This is a genomic window from Streptomyces sp. NPDC002825 (assembly GCF_040295385.1).
Classification (GTDB): domain Bacteria; phylum Actinomycetota; class Actinomycetes; order Streptomycetales; family Streptomycetaceae; genus Streptomyces.
In genome coordinates, this window is sequence record NZ_JBEOVH010000022.1 from 116,745 (window position 1) to 142,744 (window position 26,000).

General features: G+C 73.0%; 21 protein-coding genes and 1 pseudogene. 7 read left to right on the top strand and 15 right to left on the bottom strand.

Features of this window, described 5'->3' with window-relative positions; genetic code table 11:
- Window positions 1-51: 51 nt before the first annotated feature.
- From pheT to infC, 7 genes are all read right to left on the bottom strand, one after another.
- Window positions 52-2,583 (bottom strand): phenylalanine--tRNA ligase subunit beta, encoded by a 2,532-nt coding sequence (gene pheT / locus ABT041_RS25825; RefSeq protein ID WP_351188275.1) that lies wholly within the window; start codon window positions 2,581-2,583, stop codon window positions 52-54.
- The gene (pheS, locus tag ABT041_RS25830) at window positions 2,583-3,722 is read right to left on the bottom strand and encodes a phenylalanine--tRNA ligase subunit alpha (RefSeq protein WP_351188277.1); all 1,140 of its coding nucleotides are present in this window, start codon (window positions 3,720-3,722) and stop codon (window positions 2,583-2,585) included. The genes pheT and pheS overlap by 1 nt, the downstream gene beginning before the upstream one ends.
- Window positions 3,723-3,878: 156 nt before the next feature.
- The gene (locus ABT041_RS25835) at window positions 3,879-5,027 is read right to left on the bottom strand and encodes a sensor histidine kinase (protein WP_351188279.1); all 1,149 of its coding nucleotides are present in this window, start codon (window positions 5,025-5,027) and stop codon (window positions 3,879-3,881) included.
- An 81-nt stretch (window positions 5,028-5,108) separates the two neighbouring features.
- The gene (locus ABT041_RS25840; RefSeq protein ID WP_351188281.1) at window positions 5,109-5,948 is read right to left on the bottom strand and encodes a TrmH family RNA methyltransferase; all 840 of its coding nucleotides are present in this window, start codon (window positions 5,946-5,948) and stop codon (window positions 5,109-5,111) included.
- A 171-nt stretch (window positions 5,949-6,119) separates the two neighbouring features.
- A complete protein-coding gene (gene rplT, locus ABT041_RS25845; RefSeq protein WP_030493496.1) occupies window positions 6,120-6,506 on the bottom strand; it encodes a 50S ribosomal protein L20 in 387 nt (128 codons plus the stop codon).
- Between the two features lie 106 nt (window positions 6,507-6,612).
- Window positions 6,613-6,807: a 50S ribosomal protein L35 gene (gene rpmI, locus ABT041_RS25850; protein WP_041128339.1), complete on the bottom strand. Its 195-nt coding sequence runs from the start codon at window positions 6,805-6,807 to the stop codon at window positions 6,613-6,615.
- A gap of 126 nt (window positions 6,808-6,933) precedes the next feature.
- Complete coding sequence (gene infC / locus ABT041_RS25855) at window positions 6,934-7,662, bottom strand: translation initiation factor IF-3 (protein ID WP_502976591.1); 729 nt, start codon at window positions 7,660-7,662, stop codon at window positions 6,934-6,936.
- A gap of 270 nt (window positions 7,663-7,932) precedes the next feature.
- Here infC and ABT041_RS25860 point away from each other — a divergent pair, with 270 nt between their 5' ends.
- Entirely contained in the window at window positions 7,933-8,301 is a 369-nt protein-coding gene (locus tag ABT041_RS25860; RefSeq protein ID WP_041128341.1) for a DUF1844 domain-containing protein, read from the top strand.
- A 25-nt stretch (window positions 8,302-8,326) separates the two neighbouring features.
- Here ABT041_RS25860 and ABT041_RS25865 read toward each other — a convergent pair whose 3' ends face one another.
- From ABT041_RS25865 to ABT041_RS25875, 3 genes are read right to left on the bottom strand one after another with little or no spacing between them, the layout of a single operon-like run.
- Window positions 8,327-9,061 carry an SseB family protein gene (locus ABT041_RS25865; protein ID WP_351188286.1) on the bottom strand — a complete coding sequence of 245 codons (735 nt, stop codon included), beginning with the start codon at window positions 9,059-9,061 and terminating at the stop codon, window positions 8,327-8,329.
- Between the two features lie 44 nt (window positions 9,062-9,105).
- A complete protein-coding gene (mycP, locus tag ABT041_RS25870; protein ID WP_351188288.1) occupies window positions 9,106-10,284 on the bottom strand; it encodes a type VII secretion-associated serine protease mycosin in 1,179 nt (392 codons plus the stop codon).
- Window positions 10,281-10,994: a hypothetical protein gene (locus tag ABT041_RS25875; RefSeq protein WP_351188290.1), complete on the bottom strand. Its 714-nt coding sequence runs from the start codon at window positions 10,992-10,994 to the stop codon at window positions 10,281-10,283. Before ABT041_RS25875 ends, mycP begins: the two co-directional genes overlap by 4 nt.
- 1,052 nt (window positions 10,995-12,046) lie before the next feature.
- Here ABT041_RS25875 and ABT041_RS25880 point away from each other — a divergent pair.
- A complete protein-coding gene (locus ABT041_RS25880) occupies window positions 12,047-13,249 on the top strand; it encodes an amino acid deaminase/aldolase (protein ID WP_351188291.1) in 1,203 nt (400 codons plus the stop codon).
- Between the two features lie 6 nt (window positions 13,250-13,255).
- On the opposite strand, the gene ABT041_RS25885 is transcribed toward ABT041_RS25880, so the two are convergent.
- The 4 genes from ABT041_RS25885 to ABT041_RS25900 all read right to left on the bottom strand — a co-directional run bounded on the left by ABT041_RS25885 (window position 13,256) and on the right by ABT041_RS25900 (window position 18,119).
- A complete protein-coding gene (locus ABT041_RS25885; protein WP_351188293.1) occupies window positions 13,256-14,500 on the bottom strand; it encodes a haloacid dehalogenase-like hydrolase in 1,245 nt (414 codons plus the stop codon).
- A 90-nt stretch (window positions 14,501-14,590) separates the two neighbouring features.
- Window positions 14,591-15,376 carry a 3-oxoacyl-ACP reductase gene (locus ABT041_RS25890; protein ID WP_351188295.1) on the bottom strand — a complete coding sequence of 262 codons (786 nt, stop codon included), beginning with the start codon at window positions 15,374-15,376 and terminating at the stop codon, window positions 14,591-14,593.
- Between the two features lie 5 nt (window positions 15,377-15,381).
- Window positions 15,382-16,737: an aldehyde dehydrogenase family protein gene (locus tag ABT041_RS25895; protein ID WP_351188296.1), complete on the bottom strand. Its 1,356-nt coding sequence runs from the start codon at window positions 16,735-16,737 to the stop codon at window positions 15,382-15,384.
- 17 nt (window positions 16,738-16,754) lie between these two features.
- Window positions 16,755-18,119 (bottom strand): glutamine synthetase family protein, encoded by a 1,365-nt coding sequence (locus ABT041_RS25900; RefSeq protein ID WP_351188298.1) that lies wholly within the window; start codon window positions 18,117-18,119, stop codon window positions 16,755-16,757.
- An 89-nt stretch (window positions 18,120-18,208) separates the two neighbouring features.
- On the opposite strand from ABT041_RS25900, the gene ABT041_RS25905 reads away from it, so the two are divergent.
- The 3 genes from ABT041_RS25905 to ABT041_RS25915 all read left to right on the top strand — a co-directional run bounded on the left by ABT041_RS25905 (window position 18,209) and on the right by ABT041_RS25915 (window position 21,203).
- On the top strand, window positions 18,209-18,937 hold the full coding sequence (locus ABT041_RS25905) for a FadR/GntR family transcriptional regulator (protein ID WP_351188300.1): 729 nt from the start codon (window positions 18,209-18,211) through the stop codon (window positions 18,935-18,937).
- A gap of 118 nt (window positions 18,938-19,055) precedes the next feature.
- Window positions 19,056-20,489 (top strand): ethanolamine permease, encoded by a 1,434-nt coding sequence (gene eat, locus ABT041_RS25910; RefSeq protein ID WP_351188302.1) that lies wholly within the window; start codon window positions 19,056-19,058, stop codon window positions 20,487-20,489.
- 36 nt (window positions 20,490-20,525) lie between these two features.
- Complete coding sequence (locus ABT041_RS25915) at window positions 20,526-21,203, top strand: gamma-glutamyl-gamma-aminobutyrate hydrolase family protein (protein ID WP_351188304.1); 678 nt, start codon at window positions 20,526-20,528, stop codon at window positions 21,201-21,203.
- A 56-nt stretch (window positions 21,204-21,259) separates the two neighbouring features.
- Here the strand turns inward: ABT041_RS25915 and ABT041_RS25920 are convergent, their stop codons facing one another.
- Window positions 21,260-22,696, bottom strand: coding sequence for a purine-cytosine permease family protein (locus ABT041_RS25920; protein ID WP_351188306.1), 1,437 nt, complete (start codon window positions 22,694-22,696; stop codon window positions 21,260-21,262).
- A gap of 68 nt (window positions 22,697-22,764) precedes the next feature.
- Between ABT041_RS25920 and ABT041_RS25925 the strand changes: the two are divergent.
- Both ABT041_RS25925 and ABT041_RS25930 read left to right on the top strand, forming a co-directional pair.
- Window positions 22,765-23,385: pseudogene (locus ABT041_RS25925) on the top strand (TetR/AcrR family transcriptional regulator); the annotation flags it as partial.
- Between the two features lie 691 nt (window positions 23,386-24,076).
- A complete protein-coding gene (locus tag ABT041_RS25930; protein WP_351188308.1) occupies window positions 24,077-25,702 on the top strand; it encodes an amidohydrolase in 1,626 nt (541 codons plus the stop codon).
- Window positions 25,703-26,000: the final 298 nt, after the last annotated feature.

Genomic DNA, 26,000 nt, shown 5'->3' on the forward strand with positions numbered 1-26,000 from the left:
GAGGGCCGCCGCCGGGACTCCCGGCGGCGGCCCTCCGGCCGTGGGTGTGCCTTACGCGCCGCGCAGGACGGCGCCCGTGCGCTCGGCGGCCAGGGCCACCGCGGCGTCGCGGGCCGCGCTGGCCTCGTCGACGGTCAGGGTGCGGTCCGTGGCACGGAACTTCAAGGCGTACGCCAGGGACTTGCTGCCCTCGCCGAGCTGGTCGCCGGTGTAGACGTCGAACAGCCGGATGGACTCCAGGAGTTCACCCGCGCCCTCGACGAGGGCGGCCTCGACCTCGGCGGCCGGGACGTCGGAGGCGACGACCAGGGCGACGTCCTGGGTGGCGACCGGGAAGGAGGAGATCCGGGGGGCCTTCACCGGGCCCTCGTTCGCCTTCTCCAGGAGGTCCAGGTCGATCTCCATCGCGCAGGCGCGGGCCGGGAGGCCGAACGCCTTGACCACGCGCGGGTGGAGCTCGCCGGCGTGGCCGACGAGGACCTTCTCGCCGTCCACCTCGACGTGGAACGCGGCGCAGCGGCCCGGGTGCCAGGGCGCGTGCTGGTCGGCGCTGATGATCAGCTCGACCCCGGCCTCGGCGGCCACGGTCCGGCCGGCCTCGATCGCGTCCGCCCAGTCGGACGGGCGGCCCTTGCCCCACCAGCCGGCCTGCTCGCGCGCACCGGCGAGGACGACGGCGGCGCGGCGCGGCTGCTCGGGCAGCGCGGCGTTGACGCGGGCGATCTCCTCGTCGGAGGGGCGGCGGTCGACGCCCAGACGGACGGCCTGGCCCGGCTGACCCTCGGTGGGACGGAAGACCAGACCGGTCTCGAAGAGCGCCAGGTCGTGGCTGCCGCGGCTGTCGTTGCGGCGGAGCGCACCGAGCAGACCCGGGAGCAGGGTCGTACGGAGCGCGGGCTCCTCGTCGGAGAGCGGGTTGACCAGCTTCACGAGGCGGCGACGGGCGTCGTCCGCGTCGAGACCGAGCTGGTCGAGGGCCTGCTCGCCGATGAACGGGTAGTTCAGCGCCTCGACGTAGCCGGCGCCGGCCAGGGCACGGCCCACCCGGCGGTGGGTGCGCTGGCGCTCGGTGAGCCCGCGGCCGGCCGGGGGCTTCGGCAGCGTGGAGGGCAGGTTCTCGTAGCCCTCCAGGCGGATGACCTCTTCGGCCAGGTCGTTCGGCACGTAGAGGTCGGGACGCCACGACGGGACGGTGACGACGAGCTCGTCCTGGCCGTAGACGTCGCAGCCGACCTCCTGGAGGCGGCGGACGACGATCTCACGGCCGTAGTCCACGCCCGCCACCTTGTCGGGGTGGTTCGCCGGCATGGTGATGGTGTGCGGCGCGGACGGGGCGGCGATCTCGGTGACGCCGGCCTCGGCGGTGCCGCCCGCGAGGAGCACGAGGAGGTCGACCGTGCGCTGCGCCGCCGCGGCGGCGGCCTGCGGGTCGACACCGCGCTCGAAGCGCTTGGACGCCTCGGAGGCCAGCTTGTGGCGGCGGGCCGTGCGGGCGATCGAGATCGCGTCGAAGTGCGCGGCCTCGATGACGACCTCGGTGGTGCCGGTGACGATGCCGGTCTCCGGGTCGGTGACCGGGTCGGCGATCTCGGTGTTGGCACCGCCCATGACACCGGCGAGGCCGATCGGCCCGCGGTTGTCGGTGATGACCAGGTCCCCGGAGTCGAGGACGCGCGGGGTGCCGTCGAGGGTGGTGAACTTCTCGCCGGCGGCGGCGCGGCGGACCCCGATGGGGCCGTCGATGCGGCTGCGGTCGTAGGCGTGCAGCGGCTGGCCGAGCTCGATCATCACGTAGTTGGTGATGTCGACGGCGAGCGAGATCGGGCGCATGCCGACCTTCTGCAGGCGGCGCTGCAGCCAGATCGGGCTGCGGGCCTCGGGGTCGAGACCCACGACCGTGCGGGCCGTGAAGCGGTCGCAGCCGATCGGGTCGGCGATCCGGACCGGGTAGCCGTACGAGTTGGGCGCGGGCACGTCGAGGAGCGCCGGGTCGCGCAGCGGCAGGCCGTAGGCGGTGGCCGTCTCGCGGGCGACACCGCGGATCGAGAGGCAGTAGCCGCGGTCCGGGGTGACGGCGATGTCGAGGACCTCGTCGAAGAGCTCGAGGAGGACCGTGGCGTCGGTGCCGACCTCGTGCTCCGGCGGCAGCACGATGATGCCGTGCGTGCCGTCGTCTCCCATGCCGAGCTCGTCGCCGGAGCAGATCATGCCCCGGGAGACGCGGCCGTACGTCTTGCGCTCGGCGATCCGGAAGTCCCCGGGGAGCACGGCGCCGGGCAGGGCCACGACGACCTTGTCGCCCTCGGCGAAGTTCCGGGCGCCGCAGATGATCTCCTGGGGCTCGCCGGTGCCGTTGGCCTGGCCGACGTCGACGGTGCAGAAGCGGATGGGCTTCTTGAACTCCGTCAGCTCCTCGATGGTGAGGACCTTGCCGACCACCAGCGGGCCGGTCAGGCCGGCGCCGAGCTGCTCGACCGTCTCGACCTCGAGGCCTGCCGAAATGAGCTTGGCCTGGACGTCACGCCCGGTCTCCGTCGCCGGCAGGTCGACGTACTCCCGCAGCCAAGAAAGCGGGACCCGCATCAGATCTCCATCCCGAACGGCCGGGTGAACCGGACGTCACCCTCGACCATGTCTCGCATGTCTTCGACGTTGTGGCGGAACATCAGCATCCGCTCGATGCCGAACCCGAAGGCGAATCCGCTGTACTTCTCGGGGTCCACACCGCAGGCGACGAGCACCTTCGGGTTGACCATGCCGCAGCCACCGAGCTCGATCCAGCCCTCGCTGCCGCAGGTGCGGCAGGGACGGTCCGGGTTGCCGACGGACTCGCCGCGGCAGACGTAGCAGAGCATGTCCATCTCTGCGGACGGCTCGGTGAAGGGGAAGAAGTTCGGCCGCAGCCGGGTCTTCATGTCCGGGCCGAAGAGCGCCTGGACCATGTGGTCGAGGGTGCCCTTGAGGTCGGCCATGGTCAGGCCCTCGTCGACGGCGAGCAGCTCGATCTGGTGGAAGACCGGGGTGTGCGTGGCGTCGAGCTCGTCGGTGCGGTAGACGCGGCCGGGACACACGACGTAGACCGGGGGCTCCCGGTCGATGAGGGTGCGGGCCTGGACCGGCGAGGTGTGGGTACGGAGCACGACGCCGGACTCGTCACCGGTCGTCGCTGTCCCCTCGGCGGAGGTTCCCTGGACGAAGAAGGTGTCCTGCATCTGCCGGGCCGGGTGGTCCGGGACGAAGTTGAGGGCGTCGAAGTTGAACCACTCCGCCTCGACCTCGGGGCCCTCGGCGACCTCGTAGCCCATGGAGACGAACACGTCGGCGACGCGCTCCATGAGGGTGGTCAGCGGGTGCCGGGCACCGGCCGGGACGCGGTCGTACGGCAGGGTGACGTCGACGGCCTCCTCGACGAGGACGCGCGCGTCGCGCTCGGCCTCCAGCTCGGTCTGCCGGGCGGCGAGCGCCTTGGAGACGATGCCGCGGGCCTGGCCCACGAGCTTTCCGGCGGCGGCCTTGGCCTGCGGCGGCAGGGCACCGATCTCCCGGTTGGCGAGCGCCAGCGGCGAGGTGCCACCGGTGTGCGCCGTCTTCGCGTGCGCGAGCGCGTCGAGGTCGCCCGCGGCGGCGAAGGCGGCGAGCGCCTCGTCCCGCATGCGCTCGATCTCTTCCGGTTTCAGTGCCTCGACCTCAACCGGGTCGTACGACTTATTGGGTGCGGACATCTCTTCCCGTGCTTCCGTTGGCTGGCTGGGCGGCCCCGCTCGACGTCAAGGGCGCAAACGTGCCAAAGGACGAGTCTAACGGGGCGCGGGGACGCGAATGAGCCCGTGGGCAGGCCGGGCGGCCACTGATCTCGTACGGTCTCGACTGCTGAGACGTCAGAGGAGGTGGGCCGGGGTGCCGACGGGCAGGATAAATCGGAACTCGGCCCCGCCACGGGGACCGCGTCCGACGGTGATGGTGCCGCCGTGGGCCTCGACGACTCCCTTGACGATGTAGAGGCCGAGGCCGGTGCCGCCGCGCTTGCTGCCCCGCCAGAAGCGGGTGAAGACGCGGCTCATCGACGCTTCGGGGATGCCGGGTCCCTCGTCGCTCACGGTGACCTCCGTCCCCTGTTCTCCGTCGTCGCCCAGCGTGGTGGGTGCCACCTCGATGGTGACGGTTCCCTCGCCGTGGCGCACCGCATTTTCGAGGAGGTTCCCGAGGATCTGGTCGATCTTGTCGGGGTCGGCCCAGAGCGCGGGCAGCTGTGGCCTGATCCGTACGAAGAAACGGTCCGGGGACTGGCCACCGGTGGTGTGCACCTGGATGTGCCGGCCGACGGCGGCGGCGATGTCGACGGGCTGGCGGCGCACTTCGAGCCGGCCGGAGTCGATCCGGGAGATGTCGAGGAGTTCGGCGATGAGCCGCTTGATGCGGCCCGCGTCGGCGTCGACGGTCTCCAGCATGAGCCGCTTCTGCTCGTCGTTGAACCGCTCCCACTTGTCGAGGAGGGTGGCGGTGAAGCCCTTCACGGAGGTGAGCGGGGAGCGCAGTTCGTGGGCGACGGTGGCGATGAGCTCGGCGTGGCTGCGCTCGGTGCGGCGGCGCGCCTCGGTGCCGCGCAGGGAGACCACGACCCGGCGGACGGGTCCGGTGGGGTGCTCCCGGACGTACCGGGCGGAGACGAGGACCTCGCGGCCGCCGGGGAGCAGCAGGTTGCGCTCGGGCTGGCCGCGGCGGATGGAGAGGCCGCCGTACGGATCGGTCAGGGCCCACCAGCGGCGTCCCTTGAGGTCCTCCAGGGGCAGCGCCTGGTCCAGGGGGAGGCCGAGGGCCCGTGCGGCGGGGACGGCGGTGATGCGGCCGGCCGCGGCGTTGAAGCAGACGACCCGGCCGGTCTCGTCGGCGATGACGAGACCGTCGGGCAGGTCGTCGGGATCGACCCCGGCGAATCCGGCCGCGGCCGTGAGGCCGGGCTCGGGCGGCTCCGGGGCGTGCGGCACGGCGCTCCGTGCCTGTGCGGGACTGTCCGTGCCGACCGTCATCCCCGTTCCCCACCCCTTCGTGCCGTGCAGTGGGCCCCCGAGTGCGTCACTCTACTGGGCGGGGAGGGCGGAATGGACCGTTCAGGCGGAGGTTCGGGGGCGCTGGGCGCGGGCGGAGGCGTACAGGCAGACCGCGGCTGCGGTGGCGAGGTTGAGGCTCTCGGCCTTGCCGTGGATCGGGACGCGGACGACGGCGTCGGCGAGCGCCCGGGTCTCCTCGGGCAGCCCCCAGGCCTCGTTGCCGAAGATCCAGGCGGTGGGTCCGCCCATGGTGCCGGCGTCGAGCTCGTCGTCGAGGTCGTCCTGGCCGGCCCCGTCGGCGGCGAGGATCCGTACCCCCGCGTCCTTGAGTCCGGCGACGGCCTGCTCGACGGGGACGCCGACGGCCACCGGAAGGTGGAAGAGGGAGCCGACGGAGGCGCGGACGGACTTGGGGTTGTACAGGTCGACGGAGGCGTCGGTGAGGACGACGGCGTCGGCGCCGGCCGCGTCGGCGCAGCGCAGTACGGTGCCGGCGTTCCCGGGGTCGCGGACGTGCGCGAGGACGGCGACCAGCTTGGGCTTGGCGGCGATGATCTCCTCGAACGGCGAGTCGAGGAAGCGGCAGACGCCGACGAGGCCCTGCGGGGTGACGGTCTGGGAGACCTCGGCGAGGACGGCGTCGGAGGCGAAGTGGACGCGGGCGCCGGCGGCACGGGCGGCGTCGACGATGGCGGCGTAGCGCTCGGCCGCCTCGACGGTGGTGAAGAGCTCGACGAGGGTGGGCTCTCCGGTGCTGCCGCGGTGCTCGACGGCCTCGCGGACGGCCTGGGGGCCCTCGGCGATGAAGAGGCGGTCCTTGCCCCGGAAGTTGCGCTTGGCGAGCCGCCGGGCGGCGACGACGCGCGGGGAACGCGGGGAGATCAGCTCGGGGGTGGACATGTGCCTGCGGCTCTCTGACTCGTCGGGTACGGCGGCGGGAAGGCGCGCCCGGAACGGATGGCCCGGAAGGGACGGCGGCCCGGGGAGGGCGGTCCGGAAGGGGCGGTCAACGCGCCGGACCCGCAGGCGCGAGGCCTGCGGGTCCGGGCAGAAGTACTGCGGCCTGGAAGATCAGGCGGCGGCCTTCGGAGCGTTGACGTCGGCCGGGAGGGCCTTCTGCGCAACCTCGACCAGCGCGGCGAACGCGTTGATGTCGTTGACGGCCAGCTCGGCGAGGATCTTGCGGTCCACCTCGATGTTGGCGGCCTTCAGACCCTGGATGAGGCGGTTGTACGTCATGCCGTTCTGGCGGGCAGCGGCGTTGATGCGCTGGATCCACAGCTGACGGAAGTCGCCCTTGCGCTTCTTGCGGTCGTTGTAGTTGTAGACCAGCGAGTGGGTGACCTGCTCCTTGGCCTTGCGGTACAGGCGCGAACGCTGACCACGGTAGCCGGAGGCCTGCTCGAGGATCGCCCGGCGCTTCTTGTGGGCGTTGACTGCCCGCTTGACGCGTGCCACTTCTTAACTCCTTGTAGCGGGGTCGTGGGGGTCCTCACACGACCCGAAAAACGGATGGGTCCCGGTCTGTGCCGGATGCCCTCGTCGCCGAGGGCGGGAGATCAACTCAGATGCCCAGCATCTTCTTGATCTTGGCGGAGTCACCCGGGGCCATCTCGGCGTTGCCGGTGAGGCGACGCGTCAGCTTGGACGACTTGTGCTCGAGCAGGTGGCGCTTGCCGGCGCGCTCCCGCAGGATCTTGCCGGAGCCGGTGACCTTGAAGCGCTTCTTGGCACCGGAGTGCGTCTTGTTCTTCGGCATAGCGCCGTTCTCTCCTCGTCAGTGGCGCTCCCCCCGGTGCGGGCACCGGGTCGAACGGGAGCGTCATTCTTCGATTGGGTGGGACCGGACGGAACCCGGGGGCTGCCGGGAGGCAGCCCCCACGGATCACGCCTCGGCGTTCTCGGCCGGGGTCTCGGTCGAGGGCTCGGCAGCGGCGGCGGGAGCCTCGGACGTACCGCCCTGGCGCTCCGCCTTGCGCGCGGCCTGGGCCTCGCGAGCCTCGGCCATGGCCTCGGTCTTCTTCTTGTGCGGACCGAGAACCATGATCATGTTCCGGCCGTCCTGCTTCGGGTTGGACTCGATGAATCCAAGCTCCTGGACGTCCTCGGCGAGGCGCTGCAGAAGTCGGTAACCGAGCTCCGGGCGGGACTGCTCACGACCACGGAACATGATCGTGATCTTGACCTTGTCGCCCTGCTTGAGGAACCGGACGACGTGACCCTTCTTGGTGTCATAGTCGTGCGGGTCGATCTTCGGCCGGAGCTTCATCTCCTTGATGACCGTGTGCGCCTGGTTCTTGCGCGCCTCACGGGCCTTCATGGCCGACTCGTACTTGAACTTCCCGTAGTCCATGAGCTTGCACACGGGCGGGCGGGCGTTCGCCGCGACCTCGACCAGGTCGAGGTCGTACTCCTGAGCGAGCTCCAGGGCCTTGGCAAGGGGGACGATGCCCACCTGCTCGCCGCTGGGGCCGACAAGACGCACCTCGGGAACGCGAATCCGCTCGTTGATGCGGGGCTCGGCGCTGATGGATCCTCCTCGGTAGCACCACGCGACCGCCTTGGCGGACGGACACGTCACGTGAAACAGTTGAGACCAACCGGCCCGGTACATGAAAAATGCCCCGGACGGTACACAGGCGGGGCTCCACGGAAAACCGGAGCACCACCACGGTGAACCGCGGGGCGCACATCGGGCGGCTCCATCGTCCGTACGGAACGATGGGCGCCACCTGACCGGTGACCCGCCACCCGTGAGGGTGGTCAGGTGGGAGTACGGAGCCTCCACTTGTGGGCCGGACACAGAGATGTCCAGCCGGTCGTTACACAAGGTTAGCAGGACCCGGCGGTCGGCGCGAACCGTAGGTCCGCTTATCGTGTGGGCATGAGCGAGACGCCCCAGAACGAGTCCACCGACACCCCCGACTTCGAGAGCATGACCCGCGACATCGCGGAGGTCCCGGCGGTCGAGGTGATCGTGACGGTCGCCGTGAACCTGATGAGCGCCGCCGCGGTGAAGCTCGGGCTCACCGAGGAGGGCGAGAAGCACAAGGACCTCGACGAGGCGCGCAAGCTGATCCACGCGCTCGCGGGCCTCCTGGACGCCGGCGCGACGGAGGTCTCCTCCTTCCACGCGGCTCCGCTGCGGGACGGCCTGAAGTCCCTGCAGCTCGCCTTCCGCGAGGCGTCCCTGATCCCGGACGAGCCGGGCCAGGGACCGGGCGAGAAGTACACGGGGCCGGTGTACGGCTAGGACCCGACCGGGCCCGCCAGGGCTATTACCGCTTTACGTAGAAGGGCTCGCCCGGAGGCGTGGCCGAGGCCGGCAGGAGTGCCAGGTCGAGGCCCCGCACCAGGCGGGCCCTCAGTGTTTCGTCGGCGGCCAGGGCACGGGCCACGCGCTGGGCGGCCTCCGCCGGGGCGGCGTCCTCGGCGAGGACCAGGGCGACGGTGCCGTCGGCGGTGCCGGGGCCCAGATGGGCGCGGAGCACGGCCGGCTCGGCGGCGACGACGGCCCGCACTGCCTCCCGTACGGCCGGGTCGTCGAGCGGGTCGGCGCTGGAGCGGCCCTCGGCGAGGGCGAGCAGGGCGGAGCCGGTCACCTGGTACGGCACGGGTCCCGCCAGGTCCAGGACCAGGGTGTCGGCCTTCTCGTGGACGAGGGCGGCGAGCGCCTGCCGGGTGGGGACCGCCACGGGGCGGGCCTCCGGGTCCCAGAGGGCGAGCGAGGCGATCGAGGTGAAGGCCGGCAGGGCCCGCCGGTCGCCGGCGGTCAGGGTGGGGACGGCCATGTCGCTCGTCTTCTCCTGCTTCAGGCCCGTCTCGGGGTCGATCTCGACCTCGCCGAGGACGGCGACCACGGGGACGAGGAGCCGGGCCTCCTTCAGGGCTTCGAGGACGGGGCCGTGAGCCGTGCGGTCCTCGGCCCAGGCCGCGAGGGCCGCGGCGAGGCGCGGGTCGGCGGTGCCGTCGTCGTCGGAGAAACCGGGGTCCGGAATGTTCTTGAGCTCCACGCACCGAGCCTAACCGCCGGGCCGGGGAGGCCGGACCGGGGGACCTAGGGACTCCGGTGGGCGCGGCGGAGCATCACCGCGGTGAGGAGCAGCAGGGCGCCGAGTCCGCCGGCGGCGGGGGCGAGCAGGCCGAGCGGGTGGCTCTCCTCGGCGGCGGGGACGGGGCCGGTCCCGAAGTAGCGGCCCCGGTAGCCGGTGGCGACGGCCTTGGGGTCGGCGCCCTTGATCCTGCTGCCCGCCTCGATCGCGGCGGCCGGGTCGACCGTCCCGTACCCCTTGGCGTCGCTGCGGCCGCCCTTCGGCCGGTTGCGGGCGGTGTCGATGAGGAGCCGCTTGACCTGTGCGGGGGTGAGGTCGGGGTGCGCGGCGCGGACGAGGGCGACGGCCCCGGAGACGAACGCGGCGGCGGCGCTGGTGCCCCAGCCCTCGTAGTAGCGGCGGTCGGGGTCGGCGATGACGATGTCGTCGCCGGGGGCGCTGACGGTGGCGTACCAGCGGCGGGTGGAGAAGGAGGCGTGGGTGCCGTAGCGGTCGACGGCGGCGACCGCGATGACGCCGGGGTAGGCGGCGGGGTAGGAGATGTGGTCGCCCTTCTCGCCGCCGTTGCCGGCGGAGGCGACGACGGAGACGCCCTTGGCGAGGGCGTACTGGACGGCGGCGTCCTCTCCCGCGTCGGGGTGGGCGGACTTGGAGTCGTCGCCGAGGGAGAGGTTGATGACGTCGGCGCCGTGGTCGGCGGCCCAGCGGATGCCCTCGGCGAGGGCCGAGCCACGGGTCTTGCGGGCCTTGTCGCGCGCCTTGTCGGTGGACTCCAGGATGACCCGGACGGGCAGGATCCGGACGTCGGGGGCGACACCGAGGACGCCGTCCTGGCCGCCCGGGCCGTGGCCGTGTCCGGCGATGATGCCGGCCATGGCGGTGCCGTGCCGGGCCCAGGCGCGGTCGCCCCTCGACGCGCCGAAGCCGACGAGGTCGCGTCCGGTGAGGACGGAGCCGGCGAGGTCCGGGTGGTCGGCGTCGACGCCGGTGTCGAGGACGGCGACGGTGACTCCCCTGCCCTTGGTGGTGCGCCAGGCCTCCGTGGTGTGCAGGGCTTCGAGGCCCCATTGGCGGGCCCGGATGGTGTCGGCGTGCGCGGGGACGGTGGTGGCGGGCAGCACGGAGAACGCGGCGGCGAGCAGGGCGACGGCGCCGGAGCGGGCCCGGCGGGTGGACGGGGTCACCGGGCGTTCTCCTTGGCGGCCGAGGTGGCGGCCGTGCGCAGCAGCCGCACGAGGCGTTCGGTGATGCCCTTGGCCTCGTGGCCGAGGCCGGACTGGGCGGTGGCGTCGGTACGGTTCGCGGTCATGGCCTGGTCGGCGGGTACGGGGCCGGCGTCGGTCTTCCGCCCGTCGGCGAAGCCGGAGACGGCGGTGACGACCACGGGGAGGTCGGTGGGGGCGTTCAGCCACCAGGCGGCGCGCTGGGGGGCTCCGAAGCGGGCGGCGACGGTGCCGGGGCCTGCGAGGGCCGGCGGGACGTCCGCCCCGAGGCGGGCGGTGAGGCCCTGACCGAGGGTCCGCTGGGTGTCGGCTTCGGCCCGCGTGAACACGAGACCGACGGTGATGACGCTGGTGGCGGTGGCGTCGGTGTACGTGGCACGCAGGACGCGCTCGCAACCGAGGGGCTGGACGGTGGCGAGGAGGCCCTTGGCGAGGACGGCGGGCGTGCAGGGCGCATCGGGGGCGACGACGATCCGGGTCCAGGTGCGGTCGGCGCCGCCGGGTCCTGCGCCGGGACCCGCGAGGGTGCGGGGGAAGAGGGCGTCGACGGGGGCGTTGTGCCACAGCTCCTTCGTCTCCGCGTACCCGACGGGCTCGACGGGCTTCCCGGGCTCGGCGGCGGCCAGCCACACACCGGCGAGGGCCCCGCCGATCAGCCCGAACCCGAGCACGGCACAGACACCGACGACGACACTCCGCCCACGCCGCCGCGCCCGAACGGGCCGCAGGCGCGTGGTCACTTCGAGGGGCATCTCGGGGGGCAGGGCACCGGGAGGGAAGGAGTGGCGGTACGGGGGCGGGGCGTGCGACGGCGAGGGGGCGGGGCCGCCTGCGGAGGGCGAAACGAATCCGGCGCGACCGCCGGCGGGCGGTGCGGGGACGGTGGGGCCGTCGCTGGGCTCTTCGGGAACGGCCGCCGACCAGGCGGGGGCGGCCGCGGGCCGTGTGGGGCTGTCCAGAGGCCCTGCGGGCGCGGGCGCGGGCGCGGGCGCCGGCCGCGCCGGAGCGCGCGTCGCCCCGCCGGGGGCCGTTGTGGGCCGGGGCGGCACGGCCGTCGCGCCGGAAGCGCCGACCACGGAACGGGCGGGACCGCCCGTGCGCCCGGCGGGTGCGGCCACAGGCCGGGGCGGCTCGGACGGCACGGCCGCGGACCCGGACGGCGCGGGCGCGACGGAGACGGCCGGCGCCGCCGTGGGCGCCGGGAGGCCGGGCGCGGACGGGACAGGCGCTGTGGCAACCGAGCCGGGGAGGGCGGGCGCGGCAGGAGCGGACGGCGCGGGCGTCGGCGCAGGCGCGGCGGGGGCGGCCGAGGCAGACGGTGTGGCCGTCGGCGCAGGCGCGGCAGGGGCGGACGGCGCGGACGTCGGCACCGGCGGTGCGGCAGAGGCAGAGGCAGACGGTGTGGCCGTCGCACCGGGCGGCGCGGGCTCAGCGGGGGCGGACGGCGCGGACGTCGGCATCGGCGGTGCGGGCGCGGACGCCGGCGCTGTCGGGGCCGGTGCTGCGGCCGCCGAAGCACTCGGGGGCGCGGTCGCCGGGATTCGGCGGAGGCGCGTCGTCGTTTCCGTCGGTGGCGGGTGCGACGGGAGCAGGGCGTCCGTGATGCGGGAGGTCGTGGGGCCGTGCTCGCCCGTCATCCCCGCCCCCTCGTTCGTGTCGACAATGGCCGTCACTCTACGGGCTGGGGCTACCCACCCGTAAACCGGTCTGGCAAGCTCGGGCCATGACTCCCCGTGCCGCCGATCGGGCCCGATACGACCGGGCCACCGCTCATCTCGACGCGCCCGTGGCGATCGTCGACCTGGAGGCCTTCGACGCGAACGCGGCGGACCTCGTGCGCCGGGCCGGGGGCAAGCCGATCCGGGTGGCGAGCAAGTCCGTTCGGTGCCGGGCGCTGCTGGAGCGGGTCCTCGCGCGGGACGGCTTCGCCGGGGTCATGTCGTTCACGCTCGACGAGTCGCTGTGGCTGGCCCGGGCCGGGTTCGAGGACGTCCTGCTCGCGTATCCGTCGGCGGACCGCGCCGGCTTCGGCGAGCTGGCCAGGGATCCGAAGCTCGCCGCCGCCGTCACCGTGATGGTCGACGACGTCGCGCAGCTCGATCTGATCGACGCCGCCCGCGCCGGCGGGACCGAGGAGGTGCGGGTCTGTGTGGAGCTGGACACCGCGCTGCAGCTGTTCGGCGGGCGGATACGGGTCGGCGCCCGGCGCTCCCCGCTGCGGACCCCGGCCGACCTGGCCGAGCTGGCCCGCTCCGTCGTGCGGCGGCCCGGTTTCCGGCTCGTGGGGATCATGGCGTACGAGGGGCATGTCGCCGGGGTCGGGGATGCCGTGGCCGGCCGGCCGCTGCGTTCGCGGGCGATCCGGCTGATGCAGTCCGCCGCCCGCAAGGAGCTCGCGGAGCGCCGCGCGGCCGTGGTGCGGGCCGTCCGGGCGGTCGCGCCGGACCTGGAGTTCGTGAACGGCGGCGGGACCGGCAGCGTGCAGCACACGGCCGCCGAGGACGCGGTGACGGAGATCGCCGCCGGTTCCGGCCTCTTCGTGCCGCGCCTCTTCGACAACTACACGTCCTTCAGCGGCCGCCCCGCCGCGCTCTTCGCGCAGCCGGTCGTCCGCCGTCCCGGTGTGGGCGTGGTGACGGTGCTCGGCGGCGGGTACCCGGCGTCCGGTGCCGCCGGCCAGGACCGGCTGCCCGTCCCGTACCTGCCGGAGGGCCTCCGGTACGACCCCCAGGAGGGTCCCGGCGAGGTGCAGACCCCGCTGCTCGGCTCCCCCGCCGACGATCTGCGGATCGGCGACAAGGTCTGGTTCCGGCACGCGAAGGCCGGGGAGCTGTGCGAGCGGTTCGAGAGCCTGCACCTGGTCGAGGGCGACCGCGTCACGGCGACCGTGCCCACGTACCGGGGCGAGGGGCTCACCTTCCTCTAGGCCGAGCTAGAACACCGTGTCCAGCTGGTCCGGGACGATGCTGCCGTCCGTGCGCCGGACCGGCTGTGCCGTGCCGTCGCTCGCCGTGTAGCCGGTCGTCGCGCAGGGGTACGCGCTCGTCTTCCGCTTCTTCGGCTCGATGAACATGGGGTTCACCAGCCAGCGACCGTCGCCGTTCTCGTACGCCCGGCACATGAGTTCGTTCTTGTTGCGGTTGAGGACCAGGCGCAGTCCGGTGGCGTCCCGCAGGAACGAGACGTCCGTGTCGGAGTCGCCCGCGGCGAAGACCTGGCGGCGGGCGGCGGGCTGGACGCGCTCGGCGGCGGGGCCCCGGACACCGAAGATCTCCTGGTTGATCCAGCAGCGCTTGCCGTCGATGTAGGTGATCATCGCGTCCTCGCCGTCCCGGACGCCGCCGCAGCCCTCGAGGTGGCTGGTGAGGCGGCCGCGGGAGGTCGTGTTGCGGATGCCGACGGCGTGCGACGGGTCGACGCCGGCGCCCTTCGCCCAGACGTCGACGACGGGTTCGGGCGAGGCGGAGACGATCCAGACGTCGAAGCCGCCGTCCTGGAGGGTGCGGACGAGGTCCCGCTGCTGGTCGTAGTAGCGGACCCAGCCGGTGACCTGTCCCGTACCGACCTGCTGGGTGGCGCCCTGCCGCGCGGCGAGGTTCTCGGCGCGGGCGGCGGCCGCGAAGGAGGCGGCCTCGCGGGTGGTCCAGCCGTGCAGGAGCTGGGCGAGCCAGGCGTACTGCGGCTCCATGCGGCGGTGGTCGTAGCCGGTGAAGGCCGTCTTCCCGCCGGTGGTCACGCCCGGCCCGTACACCGAGAGCAGTTCGTCGGCGCAGACCGTGTCGGTGGACGTGGGGAGGGTGCGGACGCCGGTGGGACAGGCCTCGCCGAGGGCGGTCGCGGCCTCGGGGGTGAGGTACCGGCTGGTGGTGGACCAGTCGCCGTCCTTCGGGGGCCGGACGCGGTCGTTGCGGAGGAGCCAGTAGAAGGTGGCGTCGCCGACGTCGTTCTTGACGACGGTGTTGTCCCAGTCGAAGACCGCGACGGGCTTCCGGCCGCCCTTGTCGTCGCAGTGGGCGGCTATCAGGGCGTCGATGCGGGCCTTGTTGTCGCCGTACCAGCCCTCGGAGCTCTTCAGGGTGGGGCAGGCGCCGGGTCTGGCCTCGGCGTTCGGCGCGGGAAGGAGGCCGGTGGCGGCGAGGGCGAGCGCGGCTGCCGCGGCCGAGGTGCGTAGTTTCATGAACGTTCTCCTGTCGATACGCGCGACAGCCGGGCGCCTTGCGACGCCCGGCTGTCGGGTGGGGGTGGTGCGGGTGGCGGCGGCGAGGGCCTAGAGGGGGGTCACGTACGCCCCGGAGATACCGCCGTCGACGAGGAAGTCGCTGGCGTTGACGAAGGAGGAGTCGTCGCTCGCGAGGAAGGCGACGGCGGCGGCGATCTCCTCGGCCTCGGCGAAACGGCCGACGGGGATGTGGACGAGGCGGCGCGCGGCCCGCTCGGGGTCCTTGGCGAACAGCTCCTGGAGCAGCGGGGTGTTGACCGGCCCGGGGCAGAGGGCGTTGACGCGGATGCCCTCGCGGGCGAACTGCACGCCGAGCTCGCGGGACATGGCGAGGACGCCGCCCTTGGACGCGGTGTACGAGATCTGGCTGGTGGCCGCGCCCATGATGGCGACGAAGGAGGCGGTGTTGATGATGGAGCCCTTGCCCTGGCGGCGCATGTAGGGGAGCGCGGCCTTGCAGCAGAGGTAGACGGAGGTGAGGTTGACGTCCTGGACGCGCTTCCAGGCCTCCAGGCCGGTCTCCAGGATGGAGTCGTCGTCGGGGGGCGAGATGCCGGCGTTGTTGAAGGCGATGTCGACGGAGCCGTACGTGTCGAAGGCGGTCTTGAACAGCGCCTCGACCTGCTCGGGGTCGGTGACGTCGACCTGTACGAAGGTGCCGCCGACCTCCTCGGCCGCGGCCTTCCCGGCCCGCTCGTCGATGTCGGCGCAGACGACGTTGGCGCCCTCGGAGGCGAGGCGGCGGGCGGTGGCGAGGCCGATGCCGCTGCCGGCTCCGGTGATGACGGCGGTGCGGCCGACCAGACGGCGGCAGATGATCTCTTCGGTGGTCATGCGGGTCAGGCCTCCGTGCTGAGGAAGACGTTCTTGGTTTCGGTGAAGGCGGTCAGGGCGTCGGGGCCGAGTTCGCGGCCGAGGCCGGACTGCTGGTAGCCGCCGAACGGGGTCCAGTAGCGGACGCTGGAGTGGGAGTTGACGGAGAGGTTGCCGGCCCGGACGGCGCGGGAGGCGCGCAGGGCGCGGCCGACGTCGCGGGTCCAGATCGAGCCGGACAGGCCGTACTCGGTGGCGTTGGCGAGGCGGATCGCGTCGGCCTCGTCCTCGAAGGGGAGGACGACGGCGACGGGTCCGAAGATCTCCTCGACGGCGCAGGGGGCGGTCTCGGCGACGCCGGTGAGGACGGTCGGCGGGAACCAGAAGCCGGGTCCCTCGGGCGCCTTGCCCCGGATCCCCTGGAGGTCGTCGGTGACGTAGGAGCGGACGCGGTCGAGCTGGGCGCGGGAGATGAGCGGGCCCATCTGGGTGCGCTCGTCGGCCGGGTCGCCGACGACGATCTCCTCGACGGCGGGGGTGAGGAGCTCCAGGAAGCGGTCGTACGCGCTCCGCTGGACGAGGATGCGGGTGCGGGCGCAGCAGTCCTGGCCGCTGTTGTCGAGGAAGGACATCGGGGCCGCGGCCGCGGCGGCTTCCAGGTCCGCGTCGGCGAAGACGATGTTGGGGCTCTTGCCGCCGAGTTCGAGGGTGACCCGCTTCACCTGGTCGGCGCACTTCGCCATGATCGACTTTCCGACCCGGGTGGAGCCGGTGAAGACGATCTTGGCGATGCCGGGGTGTTCGACGAGGGCGTTGCCGGCGACGGGGCCGGTGCCGGGGAGGACCTGGAAGAGGCCTTCGGGGAGGCCCGCCTCCAGGGCGAGTTCGGCGAGCCGGAGCGCGGTGAGGGGGGTGGTCTCGGCCGGCTTGAGGAGGACGGCGTTGCCGGCGGCGAGGGCGGGTGCGGTGGCCCAGGCCGCGATCGGCATGGGGAAGTTCCAGGGTGCGATGACGCCGACGACGCCGAGCGGTTCGAGGATCGTGATGTCGAGGCCGCCGGCCACCGGGATCTGGCGGCCGTTGAGCCGCTCCACTCCCCCGGCGGAGAAGTCGAGCAGGTCCCGGACGTTGCCTGCCTCCCAGCGGGCGTTGCCGATGGTGTGGCCCGCCTCGGTGACCTCCAGGCGCGCCAGTTCCTCGATGTGGTCGTCGACGACGGCGGCGAAGCGGCGGAGCAGCCGGGCCCGGTCGGCGGGCGCGGCGGCGGCCCAGCCGCGCTGGGCGGCGGTGGCGCGGGCGACGGCGGCGTCGACGTCGGCGGGAGTGGCGGCGGGGACGGTGGCGACGAGTTCTTCGGTCGCCGGGTTCAGTACCTGGAGCAACTCTCTTCTCTCTTCTGTCACAGGCGTTCGAAGGAGCGGCGCAGCTCCCAGTCGGTCACCGCCGCGTCGAAGGCGTCGAGTTCGACGCGGGCCATGTTGCGGTAGTGGGCGACGACCTCGGCGCCGAAGGCGGCCTTGGCGATCTCGCTGGTCTCCCAGAGTTCGGCGGCCTCGCGCAGGGTCGTGGGGACGTGCGCGTACTCGGCGGTGTACGCGTTCCCGGTGCACGGCGGGGGCAGTTCGAGGCGCTGCTCGATGCCGTACAGGCCGGCGGCGACCAGTCCCGCGACGGCGAGGTACGGGTTGACGTCGCCGCCGGGGAGGCGGTTCTCGAAGCGGGTGGAGCGGCCGTGGCCGACGACCCGGAGCGAGCAGGTGCGGTTGTCGTGGCCCCAGGCGACGGCGGTGGGCGCGAAGGAGCCGGGCTGGAACCGCTTGTAGGAGTTGATGTTGGGGGCGTAGAGGAGGGAGAAGTCGCGGAGGGCGGCGAGCTGTCCGGCGAGGAAGTGCCGCATGGTCTCGGACATGCCGTGGGCGTCGTCCCCGGCCATCACGTTGTGTCCCTCGGCGTCCTGGAGGGAGAGGTGGATGTGACAGGAGTTGCCCTCGCGCTCGTTGTACTTCGCCATGAAGGTGAGCGAGCAGCCCTCCTGGGCGGCGATCTCCTTGGCGCCCGTCTTGTAGACGGCGTGCTGGTCGCAGGTGACGAGGGCCTCGTCGTACTTGAAGGCGATCTCGTGCTGGCCGGGGTTGCACTCGCCCTTGGCGGACTCGACGGTGAGTCCGGCGCCGGTCATCTCGTTGCGGATGCGGCGCAGGAGGGGTTCGATGCGTCCGGTACCCAGGACGGAGTAGTCGATGTTGTACTGGTTGGCGGGGGTGAGGCCGCGGTAGTCGGCGTCCCAGGCCTGCTCGTAGCTGTCCTTGAAGACGATGAACTCGAGCTCGGTGCCGACGTGGGCGGTGAGGCCGAGCTCCGCGAGGCGCTCCAGCTGGCGGCGGAGGATCTGGCGGGGCGCGGCGACGACGGGGGTGCCGTCGGCCCAGGCGAGGTCGGCCGTCACCATGGCGGTGGCGTCGTTCCAGGGGAGGCGGCGGAGGGTGGTGAGGTCGGGGTGCATCGCGAAGTCGCCGTAGCCGCGGTCCCAGGAGGACATCTCGTAGCCGTCGACGGTGTTCATCTCGGTGTCGACGGCGAGGAGGTAGTTGCAGCCCTCGGTGCCGTGGCCGAGGACCTCGTCCAGGAAGAAGGGTGCGGCGAACCGCTTGCCCTGGAGTCGTCCCTGCATATCGGGGAAGGCCAGGACGACGGTGTCGATCTCGCCGCTCGCGACGAGGGCTCGGAGCTCCTCGACGGTGAGCGGGGGTGTGCGGTCTGCCACGGGATTGCTCCTCCTTCGGCCTGCCGGGAGCCATAAGGTATTGCGGAAGACCATTGCTTGGGAAGTGCTGGAGAGAGGAAAACGAGAACGTGGCCAGTACGAGTGACTCGGCGGACCGGCTGACGCCCGTGCTGCGGCCGGTGCGGGCGGGCAACGGATTCGAGGAGGCCCTGGAGCAGATCCTCCAGGTGGTACGGCTCGGCCTGGTGCCCGGCGGGGAGCGGCTGCCCGCCGAACGGGAGCTCGCCGACCGGATGGGGATCAGCCGGGTGACCCTGCGCGAGGTCCTCAAGGTCCTCCAGGAGCAGGGGCTCGTGGAGAGCCGGCGCGGCCGGTACGGCGGGACGTTCGTGCTGCCCAGGCCACAGACGGCGGACGAGGACGAGCTGCGCCGCCGGATCGCCACGGTCGACATGGAGGACACCCTGCGCTTCCGTGAGGTCCTGGAGGTGGGGGCCGCCGGTCTCTGCGCGGCCCACGGTCTCGACACGGCGGGCGCCGAGCGGCTGCGGACGGCCGTGGCGGCGACGCATGACGCCCCGCTGGACGATTACCGCCGCCAGGACACCCTGCTCCACCTCACGCTCGCGGAGCTCTCCGGCTCGCCGACGCTGACCGCCCAGTACGCCGCCGTCCGGGCGACGGTGAACGACCTCCTGGACTGCATCCCCCTGCTCGTACGCAATCTGGAGCACTCCCAGCACCAGCACACGGCCCTGGTGGAGGCGGTCCTGGACGGGGACGCGGACGCGGCGCGCGAGGTGATGCGGGAGCACTGCGCGGGCACGGCGGCGCTGCTGCGGGGCTTCCTGACGTGACTCCAGGGCGGCCGGGCGCGTAACCCGAAAGTAACGCAGGGGGGTTGCGCTCCCCCGTCGGGCACCGCAAAGGTATGGATCCGATCCATTGGGCCCGTTGCGGGGAGCTGACGCTGCCATGACGCTGGAAGACATCACACCGCCGAAGGACGATTACCTGGAACGCCGGGCCCTGCGCCGCGGCAGCGCCGGCTGGCTGCTGCTGACCGGCCTCGGCGTGGCGTACGTCGTGTCGGGGGACTTCTCCGGCTGGAACATCGGTCTGTCGAAGGGCGGCTTCGGCGGGCTCGCCGTCGCCACCCTCCTGATGGGCGCGATGTACGCCTGTCTGGTCTTCGCGCTCGCCGAGCTGTCCGCCATCCTGCCCACCGCGGGCGGCGGCTACGGCTTCGCGCGCCGGGCGCTCGGCACCTGGGGCGGCTTCCTCACCGGCACCGCGATCCTCATCGAGTACATCCTGGCCCCGGCCGCGATCTCCATCTTCATCGGCGACTACGTGGAGTCCCTCGGGCTCTTCGGCCTGGAGTCCGGCTGGCCGGTCTATCTGGTCTGCTTCGCGCTCTTCATCGGCATCCACCTGTGGGGCGTCGGCGAGGCGCTGCGTTTCAGCCTGATCGTGACGGCGATCGCGGTCGCGGCCCTCGTCGTCTTCGCCCTCGGCGCGTTCACCGACTTCCACGTGGACGGCCTGAACGACATCCCGGTCGACGGCGAGGCCCTCGGCTCCAACTCCTGGCTGCCCTTCGGGCTCCTCGGGATCTGGGCCGCGTTCCCCTTCGGCATGTGGTTCTTCCTCGGCGTCGAGGGCGTGCCACTGGCCGCCGAGGAGGCGAAGGACCCGGTGCGGTCCATGCCGAGGGCGCTCGCGATCTCCATGGGGATCCTGGTGCTGCTCGCCGTCATGACCTTCTTCGCCACCACCGGGGCGCGCGGTGCGGCCGCCGTGCAGGAGGCCGGAAACCCGCTGGTCGTGGCGCTCCAGGGCGACGGGGAGCCGACCGCGCTCAGCCGCTTCGTGAACTACGCGGGCCTCGCGGGTCTGGTCGCGTCCTTCTTCTCGCTCATCTACGCGGGCTCGCGCCAGCTCTTCGCGCTCTCCCGGGCGGGCTACCTGCCCCGCTTCCTGTCCCTCACGAGCCGCCGCAAGTCGCCCTACCTGGGACTCCTCATCCCCGGCGCCATCGGCTGCGCGCTCGCCGCCGGGACCGGGAACGGGGCGCGGATGCTGAACATCGCGGTCTTCGGCGCCACCATCTCGTACGCCCTGATGGCGCTCTCCCACATCGTGCTCCGCCGCCGCGAGCCGGGCCTGCACCGGCCGTACCGCACGCCCGGCGGGATCGTGACCTCCTCGGTGGCCTTCGTCCTGGCCCTCTCGGCGCTGGTCGCGACCTTCCTGGTGGACCGGACGGCGGCGTTCATGGCGCTCGGGGTGTACGTGATCGCACTCGCCTACTTCGCGTTCTACAGTCGGCACCATCTGGTGGCCAGTGCGCCCGAGGAGGAGTTCGCGGCGCTCGCCGCGGCCGAGGCCGAGCTCGAACGCGACTGATCCACCCGACTCTCCGCACCCCTGGAGGAAGTTTCCGTGACCAAGCCGCTGATCGGCGTGACCACCTATCTGGACCAGGCGCGCTGGGGCGTGTGGGACATGACCGCCGCGCTGCTTCCGGCGCAGTACCCCCGTCTCGTACGGGAGAGCGGCGGGCTCCCGGTGATGCTCCCGCCGGGCGGGCCGGAGGACGCGGCGGCGGTCGTGGCCCGGCTCGACGGCCTGGTCGTCGCGGGTGGGGCGGACGTCGAGCCCGTACGGTACGGGGCCGAGCCCGACCCCCGTACCGGACCGCCGGCCCGGGCCCGGGACACCTGGGAGCTGGCCCTGATCGACGCTGCCCTGGCCTCCGGCACTCCGCTGCTCGGCATCTGCCGGGGCATGCAGCTCCTGAACGTGGCCCTCGGCGGCTCGCTGATCCAGCACCTGGACGGGCACGTGGAGGCGGCCGGGGTGATCGGCCGGCACGCGGTGAAGCCCGTGCCGGGCACCCGCTACGCCTCCCTCGTGCCCGAGCTCGCCGAGGTCCCGACCTACCACCACCAGGCCGTGGACCGCCTGGGCAGCGGCCTCACGGCCTCGGCCCACGCGGAGGACGGCACGGTGGAGGCGGTGGAGACGGACGGCACGGGCTGGGTCCTCGGTGTGCAGTGGCACCCGGAGATGGGCGAGGACCTGCGGGTGATGCGGGGCCTCGTGGAGGCGGCGCGCTAGGAGCGCGCGGGAGAAGGGGCGGGGCGGCCGGGGTGGGCGTCCGGCCGCCCCGCCGGTCAGTGGCTCGTCGCCGCCACCGCGCGGCGGCCGAGGAGCACGTACAGGCCCGAGGCGACCAGCATGCCGACCGGCATCGACAGGTCGATCCCGCCGAGCGCCGTGGCGACCGGGCCGGTGTAGACGGTGTTGACGCAGAGGGCGGCCGAGGCCACGCCCACGATCAGGGCCAGGGCGCCCGCCCGGTTGACGCCGCCGGTGAACCAGAAGGGGCTGCCGGGGGTCTCGTCCGAGAGGGTCCGGCCGTCGTACCGGTTCCGGCGCAGCACGATGTCGGCGGCGTACACGGCCATGAGGGGGCCGATCAGGACCACGATCACCTGGAGGGCGTTGCTGACGGTGTCCAGGAAGTTGGAGACCAGCAGACCGTACAGGGTGAGCGCGACCGCGACGGTGCCGTCGAAGAGGACGCTGACGGTGCGTCGGATGCGCAGGCCGACGGCCTGGAGGGCGAGTCCGGCGCTGTACGCGGTCAGGGCGTTGATGGCGATCGTGCCGAGGACGAGCGCGAGCAGGAAGACGGGCACGAACCAGCCCGGCAGGATCCCCTGGAGGGCGGTCTGGGGGTCGGTCATGTCGACGGCGGTGGCCGCGAAGGCGCCGAGCGCGGTGACGATGACGCTGGGCAGGAAGGCGCCGAAGGCGGTCCAGCCGAGGATCGCCTTCTTCGAGGCCGTACGCGGCAGATAGCGGGAGAAGTCGGCGCTCGTGGTGTACGAGAGCGGGCCTGAGGCGATCATCGTGGTGCCCGCGGTGATCAGCGCCCAGAGATCGACGCCCGAGAGCGGCTCGGCCGGCGCGTAGGAGAAGTCGGCGTGCCGGAAGACGGCGAGGGCGACGACGGTGAACGCACCGGACAGGGCCAGGGTGATCGGCAGGTACAGCTTGATGATCAGGGCGTGGCCGTAGACGCTGATGGCCAGCGTGAGGGCGGCGATCACCACGATGACCGCCACCTTGACGGGGGTGTTCGCGGTGATGCCGGCCTTCTCGACGAGCGCGAAGGCGGCGGTCGCGGCGGCGGCGAGGTTGAGCGCGAAGTAGCAGACGGAGACCAGCCAGCCGCCTATCGCGTTGTTCACGCGGTTGCCGATGACGCCGTACATGGCCCGGGTGATCACCTCGCTGGGCGCGCCCGCCGCCGGTCCCGAGGTGGCCAGGAGGCCGGTGATCACCCAGAAGAGATTGCCGACGACGATCACGGCGACGGCCTGCCAGAGGCTCAGGCCCATCAGGACGAGGGCGCCGCCGATGACGAGGCTGAGGTAGTTGACGCTGCCCGCGGCCCACACGGAGAAGAGCTCCCGCGGGTGGCCGTGACGCTCGCTGTCGGGGATGTGATCGATGCCGTGGGCCTCGATGCGGCCGGGCCGGTCGGCGGCCGGTGAGGTGACCTCGGCGCGGGCGGCGCCGGGGTCGGGGATCGTGGAAGCCATGCGGCCCTCCGGATGCTGTCGTGCCCACCTGGTTGCTTATTGGTCGCACACTCAATAGCATCACCGGTATGCCGTCAAGCGTTCAGCGCAAGAGAATTCGGAAAACTCCCGAGGCCCGTAGGGCGGAGATCGTCGAGACCGCGGCCCGGGTCGCCCTGACCGAGGGCCTGGAGTGCGTCACGCTCCGGCGCATCGCCGACGAGCTCGCCGTACGACCCGGCCTGATCAGCCACTACTTCCCTTCCGCGGAGGATCTGGTGGCCGAGGCGTTCAGCGTCGCGTCCACCGGCGAACTCGACGCGCTGCTGCCCGCGGACCGTCCCGACGGGACCCCGACGCAGTACCTCGCGCGGTACTTCGCCCTTTCGGCCGGAGAGGCGTACGACGACATCAGCCGCCTGTGGATCAACGCCCGGCACCTCAGCCGCTACCGGCCGGTGCTCCGCGACCGGGTCGCGGAACAGGAACTCGCCTCCGACGACCGGCTCGAAGGCCTCATCCGCGAGGGCGTGGAGCGGGGCGAGTTCCGGACGGACGACCCGCGCACGACGGCGATCCAGATCCTGGTGGCCCTCGACGGCCTGGCGGCCCACGCCAACACGGACCGCAGCAACCGCCCGGAGGCGGTGACGCGGATGGCGGTGACGACGGCGGAGCGGGAACTGGGGCTGCGGTACGGGGCTTTGACGGAGGTGACGCTGCCGGGGGCGGCGACTCCGCAGGGGGTGGCGCGCGCCGAGGCTCCCGGGCGCGCGGAGGCGGCCGGGCCGGACGAGGCGCCGGAGCGGGCGGGGGCGGCCGGGCCGGACGAGCGCCCGGAAGCGGTCGGGGCCGCCGAAACGCCGGATCCTGCGGAACCGGCGGAACCGGCGGCCGAGCCGCGCTGACGCGCGCGGATCCTTGCGTTGTGTGGGGGGCGCATCGCGTCGCGCCGGGGGCACGTCGGGTAGGGCGCCACATCGTGGGGGGTGTGGGGTGTGGCGTCGTGTGGGGTGTGGCGTCGTGTGGGTGCCACGCACCCGGAGGCCCCGCCTATGGCGGCCACCCGGGCAGCGGCCTCAAGCCACCCGCCCCAACGGCTCTGGCCACCCCGCGCGGAGGGCCGGGCGCCGGCCCGCCCGACGGTCTCCGCCACCCACTCGAAGAGCCAGGCCCCGGCTCGCCCGCCGACCTCAAGTCACCCGCCCGAAGCGCCGGGCGCCGGAACGTCCACCGACCTCGGACACCCGCCCGACGGGCCGGACGCCGGCCCGCCCACCGACCATGAGCCACCCGCCCCAAGGGCCAGGCGCCGGCCCGCCTTCACCGGCCTCAAGCCGGCCGGCCTCCACCGACCTCGACCTCCCCCTACAGCCATCCGCACTCTTTCTGGAGCCACCCGTGCGCACCCGACTCGTCCTGCTCTCCGCCCGACTGCTCGACCCCGGCACGGGGGCGTTCCTTCCGGAGAGCGCGCTCGCCGTCTCCGAGGACGGCCGGATCTCCGCTCTCGGCGACGACCGCGAGATCCGGGCGCTGGCCGGTCCGGCGACCACGGTCGTGGACCTCAAGGGGTCCGTCGTCACCCCCGGCCTCGTCGACGGCCACCTGCATCCGGTGTCGGGTGCCGAACTCACCCACGGTCTCGACCTGTCGTACTGCGCCGACCTCGACGACGTGCGGGAGGCGCTGGCCCGCGAGGTGCGGAGTCTGGACCGCGGCAAGTGGCTGTTCGGCTGGGGTCTCGACCCGAACGCCTTCGGGGGCCTGCCGGTCGGCACCGCGCCGTTCGACGCGGTGCTCGACGGCGTGCCGGCCTTCCTGCTGCTGTTCGACGCGCACTCGGCCCTGGCCAGCCGGCGGGCCCTCGAACTCGCCGGGGTCGACGGCCCCCGCACCTTCGACCAGGCGTCGGCGGAGATCGTCTGCGACGCCGACGGACGTCCGACCGGGCTGCTCCAGGAGGACGCGGCCTGTGAGCTCGTCGAGCGGGTCGCGCCCCGCCCGACGCGTGAGGAGAGCCGGGAGCGGCTGGCGGCGGCGCTGCGGTCCATGGCGGCGGCGGGCCTCACGGGCGGTCACGCCATGGACGCCAACGGGGACAGCCTCGCGCTGTACGGGGAGCTCGACGCGGCGGGCGAACTGCCGCTGCGACTGCGGGTCGCGCCGTGGTGCCAGCCGGGGACGGACGAGCTCGGGGTACGGGAACTGATCGCGCTGCAGGGCACGGGCGGCGAGCTGTGGCGGGTCGCGGGCGTGAAGCTGTTCATGGACGGGACGATCGACAACGGAACGGCGTGGCTGGAACGGCCGGACCGTCACGGCGAGTCGACGCACGCGTTCTGGCCGGACCCGGAGGCGTACACCCGGATCGTCGGGGAATTGCACCGCGCGGGGGTGGCGACGGCGACGCACGCCATCGGTGACGCGGCGGTACGTCATGTCCTCGACGCCGTCGAGAAGGCGCGGAGCGGCGGGGGCGAGGTACGGCACCGGGTGGAGCACATCGAGACGGTGCCGGACGACACGCTGCGGCGGTTCGCGGAGCTGGGGGTGCTGGCGTCGATGCAGCCGACGCACTGCTGCGACTTCACGCGTGCCGACCACACGGACAACTGGTCGCGGCGCCTCGGTGAGGAGCGCGCCGCGCGCGCGTGGCGCTGCCGGGACCTGTCGGAGTCGGGCGCGACGGTGGTGCTCGGCTCGGACTGGCCGATCGCGCCGTTCCCGCCGCTGGGGGTGATGGCCGGGGCGCGGCACCGACGGCCGAGCCGTGACCTGGGGCAGGCGCCGCACGGACCGGAGCAGGCGCTGACGGCGCTGGAGGCGCTGCGGGGGATGACGACGGCGGCGGCGTATGCGGCGGGCGAGGAGAGTGTGGCGGGGCGGCTCGGGGTGGGGTACCGGGGGGATCTGACGGTTCTGGGGGCGGATCCGCTGACGACGCGGGCGACGGAACTTCCGGAGGTTCCGGTGCGCTTGACGGTGGTGGCGGGGCGGGTGACGTTCCGCGCGACGGAGCTCTGACGGGTCCGCTCCTCAGGGACGGCGCCCACCCCGTTGTGGGCATGCGTTCCTCCCCCAGACTTCGTCCGGGAGGTGCCCCCAGGGCGGAACGGGCGGGCACAACGGAACGGCGCCCTTGCCGGCGCCAGAGGCTCCCGCCCTGACCCGCACCACCAGTGCACTGCGCACGGGGTGCGGGCCCAGGCTCGGAACGCGGAGGCGCCGCTAGTGCTCTGACCGCATAGGTTCACCGGGTTCCGTTCTGGTTCGAGCGTTGCGGAGAAGTCGGATGCAGCCGCATCGTGTGTCTGCGAGCATG